We start from the raw sequence: 11,527 nt of genomic DNA on the forward strand, positions 1-11,527 counted from the left end.
GCTCAGGCGATCTCGACGCTGCCGTCGACCCGGAGCTTGCGGCGGGCGCGCTCGTAGAAGGTGGTGCCGAGGCGCACCACCTTGGCGGCTCCCGGGCAGGCCGTCACCGTGATCTGATCGCCGGGGCCGAGACGGCCCACCACCCTGCCGTCCAGCTCGACGGCCAGCTGCCCGCTGGAGGGCAGGAGCTCCAGCCTGACCTCCTCGTCCGCAGGCAGCACCAGCGCCCGGTTGAACGCCGAGTGCGCCGCCGCGGGCACCACCAGCACCGCCTCCACCCGCGGCGACACCACCGGCCCGCCCGCGGAGAAGCTGTAGGCGGTGGACCCGGTGGAGGTGGCCACGATGACCGCGTCGGCTGCGTAGTTGACGAACGGGTTGCCGGCCGCGGTGACGGTCACCGCCGCCAGCCCGTCGCCGGGGAAGCGCACCAGGGCGATGTCGTTGAACGCCATCAGCTCCTGATTTCCGAGCCTGGTGCGGACCGCCATCCGCGGCTCCACGGTGTGGCGGTTGTGGTCGATCGCCGAGAGCGTCTCCGACAGCTCGGCCACGTCGATCTCGGCGAGGAAGCCCAGCCGCCCCAGGTTGACGCCGAGCACCGGAGTGCCGCGACCGGCGATCAGCCGCATCGTGCGCAGCATCGTGCCGTCGCCGCCCAGGCTCACCACCAGGTCGGCCCGCTCCACCAGCGTCTGGCCGTCGACCGCCACCGCGCTGCAGTCGATCCGCCCCACCTCCTCGGGCAGCCCGAGCACCGTGACGTCACGACCGGCGGCCCAGCCGAGGATGATGTCGATCGCCTCCTTGGAGTCGCGCTGAGGATGCAGCACCAGCCCGACCGTCCCGACCATGCCCATGGGGACACTCTAGGGTCCGCCCGCAACAGGCGGACCGGCGGAAAGGTGGCGCCGAGAGGTCCGTGGCGCATGGTAATGTTTTCCCCGCGGAGCAGAGCGAGAAGCTCGGCCACGCGACAGCACCACGGGATGTAGCGCAGCTTGGTAGCGCACTTGACTGGGGGTCAAGGGGTCGCAGGTTCAAATCCTGTCATCCCGACGTTAAAGCCCTGATGGGGAGCGATTCTCATCAGGGCTTCGTCGTCTCTGGCGCCGCGACGTCGGCGAGACCGTCCGCACCCGCCGGCGCCTGTGATCCTGTTGCGCGTCCGTACGTCATGCCCGGAGGTGGCCCATGGGGCGCAGGCCGACGATCGACCGCGACGAGCTGGCCAGGCTGGTCGCCCGCGGGCTGAGCGTGCAGGAGCTGGCCGCCCATTTCGGGGTGAGCGAGTCCGGGGTGCTGCAGGCCAAGCGGGCCGCCGGGCTGGCCAAGCCGATGCTCGACCACAGCCGGGCGCTGCCGTGGAAGCTGGAGCGCGCCCACTCCCAGTCCGGCCCCGCCACCAACCTGCGCAACCTGTCGGCGGCGGCGCAGGGCAGGCCGCCCGCGCCCGAGCGGCTCAACACCGCGCTGCGGTGGGCCAAGCGGCTGGTCGACGCCGGGCTCGACGTCGGCTACGACCCGGCGACCGGCTTCGTGGAGATCCCTGCGGCCCCTGACGGCTCCCACGTCGCAGCCGTGCTGGAAGCCGCCAGAAAGGCCCTGGAAGAGGGCTGAAGGCGGCGTTTCACCGGCGCTTCCCTGGGCAGTTCGCGGTCTCAACAGAAGAGACCGGAGGCGAACAATATGGACACCTTGATCTGGGTGGCCCTCGTCGTGGTCGCGATCGCGGCGGTCGCCGCGGTGGCCTACGTGGTCGTGCAGCAACAGCGCCGCAGCCGGTTGCGCGACCGTTTCGGCCCCGAGTACGAGCGCACGATGGCCGAGCACGACAGCAAGCGCGAGGCCGAGCAGGAGCTGATCGCCCGCGAGCAGCGCCACGCCGAGCTGGACATCAAGCCGCTTCCCGAACAGTCACGTGACGACTACGCCAACCGGTGGGCCGAGGTGCAGGAGCGCTTCGTGGACGCCCCCGAATCCGCCGTGGCGGAGGCCGACCAGCTGGTGACGGCGGTCATGGCCGAGCGCGGCTACCCGACGGAGGACTTCCGCCAGCGGATCGCCGACCTGTCGGTGGGGCACGCCGAGACGCTGACCCACTACCGGAAGGCGCACGACATCAGCGAGCGCGCGACCCGCAAGGAGGCCTCGACCGAGGACCTGCGCCAGGCGATGGTCCACTATCGCGCGCTCTTCGAGGAATTACTGCACGAGACGACCCGAGGACGGTGACGGGTATGAACGACGAGCTGAACGTGCCGTCGCAGCGCTCCGACCAGCAGGTACGGAACGACCGCGACGACGAGTACACCACGGACGACAAGGCCGGCGGCACCCACCGGGAGCCGTACGGCAGGAATGACGAGGACGTGCTGGTCGTGTCGGACAGGCACACCACCGATGACACCGGCCCCCACCCGGCGCCCGGTGACCCGGACCCGCTCCATGACGGCACGGCGCACGCCGACCCCCTTCATGACGGCAAGGCGCACGCCGATCCCCTCCATGACGGCACGGCGGACGCCGACCCCCTTCATGACGCGGCCCGGGATCCCGACCCCGACTCCCCGTATGACGGACCGCACGACACGGTGACGGCGACCGAGCAGGTGACCGCGGCCGGCCCCGGGCCCGCCCAGCCCGCCGAGGATCCACCCTCGCACGCCGCTCCCCAGGCGTTCCCCCTGTTCGAGCAGGACCCCGACGAGGTGCAGTCACGCTGGCGGGACGTGCAGGCCTCCTTCGTCGACGACCCGGCGGAAGCGGTCCACCGCGCCGACGGGCTCGTGGGCGAGGTCGTCGACTCGCTGACGAACGCGTTGCGGTCCCGTACGGGAGAGCTGCGCGAGCGCTGGAAGAGCGACGGCGGCGACGACACCGAGCGGCTCCGGCAGGCACTCCGCGAGTACCGGGGCGTACTGGAGGGACTGCTCGCCATGTCAGGCCGGGACAACCCGGCGTCGTCCAGCAAGACCACGGTGTAGGAGGAGGATCACATGCTCGCGATAGTCGCCGCGATCGTCTTCGGTTTAGGGTTCCTGCTGGACCTGCTGGATACGCAGATCGCCGGAAGCATCTCCGGCACCACGTTCATGCTGCTGGGCCTGACGCTGCTGGCGCTGCACCAGGCCGGCATCGGCACGGCGAGCGTGAAGAGCTACGGAGGCTGGCGCGGCCGTAGCCGGCGCTAGCCGATCAGGACAAGCGGCCGCGCCCGGCGTACTCGATACGCCGGGCGCGGCTCTTTGCACGTGGGCCAGTCGGCGGCTGATATCAGCTCTTGCCCGGAAACCTCATGGTCACGGTGCTTCCGCCGCCGATGTGAAGGGTCAGGTCGGACGACAGCAACCGGGCCACCCACAGCCCCATGCCGCCCACCGAGCCGGGCAGCGGGCCCGGCTTCCAGGTGCCGTCGTCGTGCACCTCGATCACGATGTCCCCGGAGTCGGACCAGAGGCGCACCCGCGCCGCGTCGTCCCCGTGGGTGACCGCGTTGGTGGCCACCTCGTTGACGGCGATGACGAAGTCGTCCACGGCCTCATGGCGCATGCCGAGCTCTCGTGCCCCGGACGCGGCGAACTCCCGGACCTGCGGCAGGTCCGGGAGCCGGAAATGAAGCCTGCGCACGCGCGCGCCGGGTGGCGGGCCCGGTGAGCCCGCCTGAGGATGGATGTCCTCTGTCATCACCCGGCGTTCCCCCTTAACCGACGGTCAGCTCTGCGCGCAGCTGGTCGAGGACCTTGCGGAGAATCCTGGAGACGTGCATCTGCGAGATGCCGAACTCCGCGGCGATCTCTGCCTGGGTCATGTTCCCGAAGAACCGCAGCAGCAGGATGTGCTTCTCGCGCGAGGGGAGCGCGTCGATGAGCGGCTTGACGGCTTCGCGGTCGACCATGGTGCTGAGCGTGTCGTCGTCCTCGGGGATGACGTCGCCGAGGGAGGCGGCGTCGTCATCGGTGCCGAGCGGCGCGTCCAGCGAGAGCGTGCTGTAGGCGGCGGAGGCGTCGAGCGTGAGCAGGACGTCCTCCTCGGAGATCTTCATCTTCGCGGCCAGCTCGGCGACGGTCGGCGAGCGGCCGAGGTCCTGGCTGAGGTCGGCGACGAGCCGGTTCAGCTCGGAGCGGCGTTCCTGGTAGAGGCGGGGCACCCGGATCGCCCAGGTGCGGTCGCGGAAGTGACGCTTGACCTCCCCGGTCATGGTGACGACGGCGTAGCCCCTGAAGGCGTGGCCGAGCGAGGGGTCGAAGCCGTTGATGGCCTTCATGAGCCCGACGTACGCCGCCTGGAGGAGGTCCTCCAGCGGCTCGCCGCGGTAGCGGTAGCGCCGGGCGATCTCCATCGCCAGCGGCCGGTGCATCTCCACGATGCGCTCGCGAAGCCGTTCTCTGAGACTGTCGGGGGTTCCTTCCCCGACCATCTCGGCCAGGAGCTCTTCGGCGGTCATCTCTTCGAGGACGAGTTCCTGCACAGCCATCGCTGCTCCTCTATGGGGTGGCAGGCGGCCTCTGTAACAGGAAAAGCCCATACAGAGGCACGCCTCGCTCAACGTTCGAGACGAAAGCCCTCTGCTGGACTTCGGACACCAGTATGCCCTACTCCCGAAGGAGTATTCCTCTCTACTTCAGTGACAGTAAGGTTGCCCCGTGACAGTGCCCGAGAACGGCGAGGGGTCCACGGCCGCCCTGAGCCTGACGTCGTCCACCGTTGACGAGATTGCCGTGATCAGGGTCGACGGTGTGCTCGACGCCACGACGCGCGAGCAGTTCGCGGACTACCTCTCCCTGGCGGGGCCGGACCTGATACTCGACCTGGCCGGGGTGACGTTCATGGACTCGCGAGCGCTGGGGCTGATCGTCCATCACTGGCAGACCAGCCTCAGCTCGGGCGCGAAGTTCGCGCTCATCGGCGTCGAGTACGCCAAGTCCAAGGTGATGTGGATCACCGGCCTGGCGCAGCGGCTGCCGATCTACGACACCCTCGACGACGCTCTGGCGGCGATCGGCTAGCGGCGGCGGTTCTTGCGCTGGTGCTCCTCGACCAGGAGCCTGGCCAGGTCGGCCACCTTGACCTGGTGGTGCTGGGAGATCCTGCGCAGTTCGTCGAAGGCGGCCTCGGCGGTGCATCCGCTGGTCTGCATGATGATGCCCTTGGCCTGGTCGATGAGGGCGCGCCCGGCCAGGGCCTCCTGGAGCTGGGCGGCGTCCGTACGGACCTCGTCGAAGTCCGACATGTTGGCCATGGCGACGCCGACCTGCTCGGTCAGCATCTCCGCCAGCGACTGCGCCCCCTGCGGCGAGAACGCGTCGCGCCGCACCGAGTAGAGGCCGACGACCAGCAGCGCGGGCGGCACCTTGATGGGCACGGCGAGCACCGAGCGGACGCCGCAGCGGGTGGCCAGGGCGGCGTAGCGCGGCCAGCGGGTGTCGGTGAGCACGTCGGCGACGGCCACCCGGGCGCCGGTCTGGCGGGCCTCGGTGGAGGGGCCCTCGCCGATCTCACGCTCGCCCTCGACGAGGGTGATCAGTTCGCTGTGCGAGCCGGAGGTGAGGACGCGCCGGTCGCGCCAGTGTTCGGCCGACCCGCCCGAGCATCCGGGGACACCCGCCGCGAGCGCGGTGGTCAGGCCGCGCAGCACGGTCTCGGTGGAGGTGTCCTCCCCCAGTCTGCCCAGCGTCGCCAGGTCGCGGGCCAGCCCAGGAGTGATCATCGCGGTGGATTCCATAGCAGCAAGCATCTACCCCTTATGGCTACCATTATCCCGGGTGGCGTAGCGTCGGAGGGTGAGCATGCCGGACCTCGAACACGCCTTGGACGCACTGACCGGGCGGGTCTCGTCGTTGCGTGAGGCGAGGGCGGCCTACCCCTCGGACCTCGCGCCCACTCTGGACGCCGCCCTGGCGGAGCTCGACACCGCCGTGGAGCTGCTGGCCGAGGCGCGCGAGCAGCTCAGCAGGGGGCCCAGGAGGCAGTCCGGCAAGAAGGACGGCTCCCAGCGGGAGCTGAAGCTGCTGCGGCAGGTGTTCCGGGCCTTCCCCGTGCCGGTCATCGTGCTCGACGGCGGCGGCACGGTCCGGCGGATCAATCCCGAGACCTCGCGGCTGCTGGGCAGCCCTGACGGCTATCTCGTGGGCCGGTCCTTCCCGCTGCTGGTGGACGTGTCGAGGCGGGCGGCGTTCCGGTCCCATCTGACGGCGGTGCTGAGCACCGGCCAGCCGGCCGCGTTCGAGACCAGGCTCGCCCACCAGGGGCGCACGCATCTCGTGCAACTGGCCATGGCGCGGCTCACCATGCCGGGCGAGCCGCAGCAGATGGTGGCGGTGGTGGCGCTGCCGATCGAGGTGCAGCTGCCCGAGCCGGGCGACAGGCGGCCGGAGGAGGCCGACGGCACGGCGCTGCTGGCGGCGGCCAGGCGGCAGGACCTGCTGTCCAGGATGGCCGCCCTCCTCCTGGACGAGGAGGCGCTGCGCCGGCCGGTGGCGCTGCCGCGCGCCACCCGGCTGCTGGCGGCCGAGTGGGCCGACTGGGTGGTGGCCGACGTCGTGCGCGACGGGCTGCCGCGGCGCTCGATCGTGATGGGGCCGAAGAACCTGCCGGTCAACGAGGTGATCCGGCAGGTGGAGTCGAGTGACCCGGCCGGCGCCCAGGTGGTCGCCCAGGTGCTGGAGCGCGGCTCCGGCGTGGTGTTCGAGATGGTCGACGACGAGTCGCTGCTCGGCTTCTGCGCCGACGGGCCGGTGCTGACGGCGATGGGCGCGGGCTCGCTGCTGTGCGTGCCGATCGGCGGCGGCGACGGGGTGCTGACGCTGGTGCGCACGCACGACCGCCAGCCGTTCACGCTGGCCGACCTGAGCGTCATGCAGGAGGTGGGGCTGCAGCTCGGCATGGCGGTACGCGCCCAGAACAGCTTCCAGAGCCGCTCGCGGGCGGCCGACGCGCTGACGGCCAGCGTGGTCCCGCGCAGCCTGCCCAACGTGCCCGGCTACGAGGCGGCGGCCGTCTACCACCCCGGCTCGTCGGTGGGCGCGGAGTTCTACGACGTGTTCCCGCTCCCCGGCGGCTGGGGGTTCGCCCTGGGCGGCGCGGCCGGCAAGGGCGAGGAGGCCGCGTCGGTCAGCGCGATGGTGCGCGGCGGGCTGCGGGTGCTGAGCGTCTGGGAGCAGGACCCGGACCCGGTGGTGCGCAAGGTGAACGAGGCGCTGGTGGAGCAGAGCACCGGCCTGTTCGTGATGGCGGTGGCCGGGTTCGTGAAGGGCCGCAGGATCCGCATGTCGTCGGCCGGCCATCATCCGGCCGCGCTGGTGCAGCCCGACGGCTACGTGCGCTTCACGGCGGGCGGCGGGGTGCCGCTGGGCATCGCGGCCGAGGCGGAGACCTGCACCGAGGAGATCACGCTCGGCGTGGGCGAGACGATGGTGCTCTACTCCGAAGGGCTCATCTCGTCCAGGAACGACAAGGGCGAGCCGTACGGCGAGGAGCGGCTGGCCGACGTGCTGAGCAGATGCGCAGGTCAGGCGCCGTCGGCCGTGGTCAAGGCCATCGAGGCCGACCGCAACACGTTCTCCGGCGGGCAGGTGTGGGACGAGATCGTGGTCCTCGCTCTTCGAGGCGTCTGATTGGCATGGGTTTGCGAACACCGGGAATACGGGTATTGTCGGCTTAGACACAGACGTGCCTAAGACGCAGGCACACCTTGAAAGCTTTTTTCACGCTGAGGTGTGCCATGAATATCGCGATCGTCGCTTCTGGTTCCGGCAACAAGCGCCACCACATTCTCTCCGTAGCCCGCGAGCTCGGGCGCGATCACCACGTCACCATCTATTCCCGCCGTAACAGTGATGAGGGCAAGCCCAAGACGCGGGTGGCCCCGGGTGTCACGGTGGAACACATCGACGTGGGCCCGGCTCGTGACCTCAGCCCGGCCGATGTGGTGCCCTATCTGAACGACGTCGGCGAGTATCTGAGCAAGCGGTGGCGGCAGGACCGCCCCGACGTGATCCACGCGCACTCCTGGACCAGCGGCCTGGCCGCCGTCACGGGCTCCAAGGACCTGGACGTTCCGGTGACGCACACCTTCCACACCGTGGATCCCGCGCGTCTGCCCCTGGAACGGGCACTCGGCCGCCGCGCCAGGGCCGTCATCGCCGGCTCGGGCGACGAGGAGTCGGCGTTGATCCGCATCGGCGTGCCGCGCAACCACATCGCCGTGGTGCCGTACGGCGTCGACACCGAGCGCTTCCACCGCCGGGGCGTCACCGCCTCGCGCGGCACCAGCAAGCGGCTCCTGCACGTGGGCCCGCTCACCAGTGACCGCGGCGCGCAGACCATCGTGCGGGCCCTGCAGGGCCTTCCCGACGTCGAGCTCGTGCTGGCCGGCGGGCCGGCGCCCGAACTGCTCGACGAGGACGCGGACGTGCGCCGGCTGCGCGCGCTGGCCGAGCAGCTCGGCGTGGCGTCCCAGGTGACCCTGCTCGGCCAGGTCAAGCGGGCGGCGGTGCCCAAGCTCATGCGCAGCGCCGACGCGGTCGTGACGGTGCCGCGCGAGGCGCCGACCGGCATCGTGGCGCTGGAGGCGATGGCCTGCGGCGTGCCGGTGATCGCCTCGTCCGTCGGCGCCCACCTCGACTCCGTCATCGACGGCGTCACCGGGCTGCTGGTGCCGCCGGACCGCCCGTCGCGCACCGCCAGGCTGGCCCGCGAGCTGCTCACCGACCCCACGCTGCGCACCGCGCTCGGCTACGCCGGCGCCGACCGCGCCCGCTCCCGCTACTCGTGGGAGCGCGTCAGCCAGGAGCTGGTCCGGGTGTACGAGGCCGCCTGCGCCTGACCCGTCACGCGTCGCCTATCGTCGTGCCATGCTGATCCACCCCTGGGACGCGGGCGACGACGAGCGGTCCGTCGCCTACCTGAAGGACAACCAGTTCGGGCACCTGATCGCCGCCGGCAGGGGCAGGGACCTGCCGGTGGTGGTGCCCACCCAGTTCCTGCTGCGGGACGAGCGGACGATCTGGCTGCATCTCGCGCGGCCCAACCCCATCTGGCCCGCCATCGAGGAGAACCCCAAGGTCCTCCTGTCGGTGGCGGGCCCTTGGACGTACGTCCCCGGCAAGTGGCGTGCCGAGAGCGGCATCGACCCGTCGCTCGGCGTGCCCACCACGTACTACTCCTCGGTCCAGCTCGTCTGCCACGCCGAGATCGTCACCGACCCCGAGGGCAAGCTGGAGATCCTGCGCGCCCAGCTCGCCGACCAGGAGCCGGGGCACGGCGACCCCGCGCGGATGCCGCGGCTGCTCTCGGGGCTGCTGGGGCTGCGGCTGGCGGTGGAGGAGATCCGCGGCAAGTTCAAGTACGACGGGCACAAGGACGCCGGACTGCGCGAGCGGGTGGCCGCCGAACTGGCCGCCCGCGGCGGCCCCGGCGACGAGGCCGCACTGCGCCACCTGGCCTGACCCCCTGCCACAGCCGCCTGAGCAGGGCGGTCAGCGCAGGTGGGACGCTTTGAGTCCCAGGTGGACGGTGAGCCGGTCGTCGCCGTCGGACAGGTCGCGGCCGATGAGCCGTTCGGCCTTGCCCAGCCGGTAGTAGAGCGTCTGCCGGTGGATGCCGAGCTCGGCGGCGGCCTTCTGGGCGTGGCCGCCGAGGTCGAGGTAGACCTCGACGGTGCGGGCCAGCTCCGGGTCGAACGGCGCCACCGCCTCGGCCAGCTCGCGCAGGTCGCCCACGCCGAGCCGGGCCAGCAGCCGGTACGCGCCCAGCTCCTCCCAGCGGGCGACCGGCGCGTGCCGGGGGAAGTTCTCCGCCACGCGCAGCGCCTGCCGCGCCTCCCGCCAGCTCAGCCAGGCGTCCGCCGGGTCGGCCCGGGCCGCGCCGATGCCCGCGGCCGTCCCGTACGCGCCCTGGACCGTCCGCGCGACCTCGGCGGCGAGATGCGCGGGGGCGAGCAGCGCGACCGGGGAGCCGGCGCGGGCGAGCACCCCGCGCGGGAGCGTCCACAGCGCGGCGGCGCGCTCCTCGGACTCGCGCACCGCGACGGCGGCCACCGGACCGGACATCTCCGGGGAGGCGGCGGCCCGTTCCTGCGGGTCGGGCGACAGCAGCGCGTCGAGCCGGCGGCCCAGGTCCTGGCGGCTCCTGGCCTCGTGGGCGAGCGCGGCGGCGGCCCTGGTGACCAGCGGGGCGACGCGGTGCAGCCGGGCGTCGGCGAGGCTGCCGGAGTCGAGCAGCCACAGGTAGCCGTAGGTGACGTCGCCGTGGCGCAACGGCCAGCAGATCCTGGCCAGCACCTTGAGCCGGTCGTCGGCCGGGATCCGGACGGGGCCGCCGGCCCGGGCGATGCCGTAGCGTTCGAAGTAGTCGCGCACCTCCTGCGAGGCGCGCCGGCGCAGGATCGACTCCTGGCGGACGGTGTCGATGTCGCCGTGCTGCGCCCCGTACGCGAGCAGGCGGAACGAGCGGTCCTCCAGCGTCGCGGAAGCGCCGAGCAGGCCCGCGATCTCGTCGACGATCTCCTGCAGATCAGCGGTGTTGTGCATGTGTATGACAGCCTGCCACACCTGGCGTTACTCGCGTCCATAGACCTCTCTGACCTGCGGTTTTAGCCTGGACGCATGTTGGGACAAGTGCTGCTCGCCGCTTCGGGGAGCCGGTTGGTGCGCCGGTCCGTGTCGGGCTTCCCGCTCACGCGCAGGGTCGTCGACCGCTTCGTCGCCGGTGAGAGCGTGCCGGAGGCCCGTGAGGCGATCCTCCGGCTGCTCGGGACCGGCCTGTCCGTGACCGTCGACCATCTCGGCGAGGAGACCCGCGACGCGGGTGACGCCGCCGCCATCGCCAAGGCGTACCTCACGCTGCTGGAGGAGCTGCGCCCGCTGGAGCTGGGCCGCGCCGCCGAGGTGTCGGTGAAGCTGTCGGCCGTCGGGCAGGCGCTCGACGAGGACCTGGCGCTGGAGCACGCGCGGGCCATCTGCGCCGCCGCCGCGGCGGGCGGCTCCACCGTCACGCTCGACATGGAGGACCACACCACGGTCGACTCCACGCTGCGGATCCTGCGCGAGCTGCGCCGCGAGCACCCCTCGACGGGCGTGGCCGTCCAGGCCTACCTGCACCGCAGCGAGGACGACTGCCGCGCCCTGGCCTACGAGGGGTCGCGCGTGCGGCTGGTCAAGGGCGCCTACCGGGAGCCCGCCACGGTCGCGTACCAGAGCAAGACGGACGTGGACAAGGCGTACGTGCGATGCCTGCGTATCCTGATGGCGGGGAAGGGGTACCCCATGGTGGCGACGCACGACGACCGGCTGATCTCCATCACCGAACTGCTCGCCGACCGCCACGGCCGCTCCCGTGGCGACTACGAGTATCAGATGCTGTACGGGATTCGCACGGACCGGCAGGAGGCCCTGGCCGGAGCCGGTCACACGGTCCGCGTCTACGTGCCGTACGGCGCCGACTGGTACGGCTACTTCATGCGCCGGCTGGCCGAGCGCCCCGCGAACGTCGCCTTCTTCCTTCGTGCCCTTGGAGGCAAGTGATT

Annotated in this window: 14 protein-coding genes and 1 tRNA gene; 10 read left to right on the forward strand and 5 right to left on the reverse strand. The window is 71.4% G+C overall.

The annotated features are described in order from the left end of the window. Positions 1-2 precede the first annotated feature (2 nt). Positions 3-860 (reverse strand): NAD(+)/NADH kinase, encoded by an 858-nt coding sequence (locus FR742_RS21135; protein ID WP_148032540.1) that lies wholly within the window; start codon positions 858-860, stop codon positions 3-5. Between the two features lie 125 nt (positions 861-985). On the opposite strand from FR742_RS21135, the gene FR742_RS21140 reads away from it, so the two are divergent. From FR742_RS21140 to FR742_RS21160, 5 genes are all read left to right on the forward strand, one after another. Then, positions 986-1,059, forward strand: a tRNA-Pro gene (locus tag FR742_RS21140). A 135-nt stretch (positions 1,060-1,194) separates the two neighbouring features. Next, positions 1,195-1,620 (forward strand): hypothetical protein, encoded by a 426-nt coding sequence (locus tag FR742_RS21145; protein WP_148032541.1) that lies wholly within the window; start codon positions 1,195-1,197, stop codon positions 1,618-1,620. Between the two features lie 69 nt (positions 1,621-1,689). Beyond that, positions 1,690-2,235 carry a hypothetical protein gene (locus FR742_RS21150; RefSeq protein ID WP_148032542.1) on the forward strand — a complete coding sequence of 182 codons (546 nt, stop codon included), beginning with the start codon at positions 1,690-1,692 and terminating at the stop codon, positions 2,233-2,235. A 5-nt stretch (positions 2,236-2,240) separates the two neighbouring features. Then, entirely contained in the window at positions 2,241-2,987 is a 747-nt protein-coding gene (locus FR742_RS21155) for a hypothetical protein (protein WP_148032543.1), read from the forward strand. Between the two features lie 12 nt (positions 2,988-2,999). Then, the gene (locus FR742_RS21160) at positions 3,000-3,194 is read left to right on the forward strand and encodes a hypothetical protein (RefSeq protein WP_148032544.1); all 195 of its coding nucleotides are present in this window, start codon (positions 3,000-3,002) and stop codon (positions 3,192-3,194) included. Positions 3,195-3,276: 82 nt separating this feature from the next. On the opposite strand, the gene FR742_RS21165 is transcribed toward FR742_RS21160, so the two are convergent. Together FR742_RS21165 and FR742_RS21170 are read right to left on the reverse strand one after the other, a co-directional pair. Continuing rightward, positions 3,277-3,630: an ATP-binding protein gene (locus FR742_RS21165; protein ID WP_261808649.1), complete on the reverse strand. Its 354-nt coding sequence runs from the start codon at positions 3,628-3,630 to the stop codon at positions 3,277-3,279. Positions 3,631-3,703: 73 nt separating this feature from the next. Further along, on the reverse strand, positions 3,704-4,477 hold the full coding sequence (locus FR742_RS21170) for a SigB/SigF/SigG family RNA polymerase sigma factor (RefSeq protein ID WP_148032546.1): 774 nt from the start codon (positions 4,475-4,477) through the stop codon (positions 3,704-3,706). Between the two features lie 169 nt (positions 4,478-4,646). Between FR742_RS21170 and FR742_RS21175 the strand changes: the two genes are divergently transcribed. After that, positions 4,647-5,009: an STAS domain-containing protein gene (locus FR742_RS21175; protein ID WP_261808650.1), complete on the forward strand. Its 363-nt coding sequence runs from the start codon at positions 4,647-4,649 to the stop codon at positions 5,007-5,009. Here the strand turns inward: FR742_RS21175 and FR742_RS21180 are convergent. Next, the gene (locus tag FR742_RS21180) at positions 5,006-5,725 is read right to left on the reverse strand and encodes an ANTAR domain-containing response regulator (protein ID WP_148032547.1); all 720 of its coding nucleotides are present in this window, start codon (positions 5,723-5,725) and stop codon (positions 5,006-5,008) included. The genes FR742_RS21175 and FR742_RS21180 overlap by 4 nt on opposite strands. Before the next feature lie 64 nt (positions 5,726-5,789). Here FR742_RS21180 and FR742_RS21185 point away from each other — a divergent pair, with 64 nt between their 5' ends. The 3 genes from FR742_RS21185 (at position 5,790) to FR742_RS21195 (ending at position 9,449) form a co-directional block, all read left to right on the forward strand. Further along, complete coding sequence (locus FR742_RS21185) at positions 5,790-7,616, forward strand: SpoIIE family protein phosphatase (protein ID WP_148034714.1); 1,827 nt, start codon at positions 5,790-5,792, stop codon at positions 7,614-7,616. A 107-nt stretch (positions 7,617-7,723) separates the two neighbouring features. Further along, positions 7,724-8,827 (forward strand): glycosyltransferase, encoded by a 1,104-nt coding sequence (locus tag FR742_RS21190; protein WP_148032548.1) that lies wholly within the window; start codon positions 7,724-7,726, stop codon positions 8,825-8,827. A gap of 28 nt (positions 8,828-8,855) precedes the next feature. After that, the gene (locus FR742_RS21195; protein WP_148032549.1) at positions 8,856-9,449 is read left to right on the forward strand and encodes an FMN-binding negative transcriptional regulator; all 594 of its coding nucleotides are present in this window, start codon (positions 8,856-8,858) and stop codon (positions 9,447-9,449) included. Positions 9,450-9,479: 30 nt separating this feature from the next. On the opposite strand, the gene FR742_RS21200 is transcribed toward FR742_RS21195, so the two are convergent. Further along, positions 9,480-10,532, reverse strand: coding sequence for a CdaR family transcriptional regulator (locus tag FR742_RS21200; RefSeq protein ID WP_148032550.1), 1,053 nt, complete (start codon positions 10,530-10,532; stop codon positions 9,480-9,482). 75 nt (positions 10,533-10,607) lie between these two features. On the opposite strand from FR742_RS21200, the gene FR742_RS21205 reads away from it, so the two are divergent. Further along, positions 10,608-11,525, forward strand: coding sequence for a proline dehydrogenase family protein (locus FR742_RS21205; protein ID WP_148032551.1), 918 nt, complete (start codon positions 10,608-10,610; stop codon positions 11,523-11,525). The last annotated feature ends 2 nt before the right edge of the window (positions 11,526-11,527 follow it).

Origin of the sequence: Nonomuraea sp. C10 (assembly GCF_008017515.1) — a bacterium.
Lineage (GTDB): Bacteria > Actinomycetota > Actinomycetes > Streptosporangiales > Streptosporangiaceae > Nonomuraea > Nonomuraea ferruginea.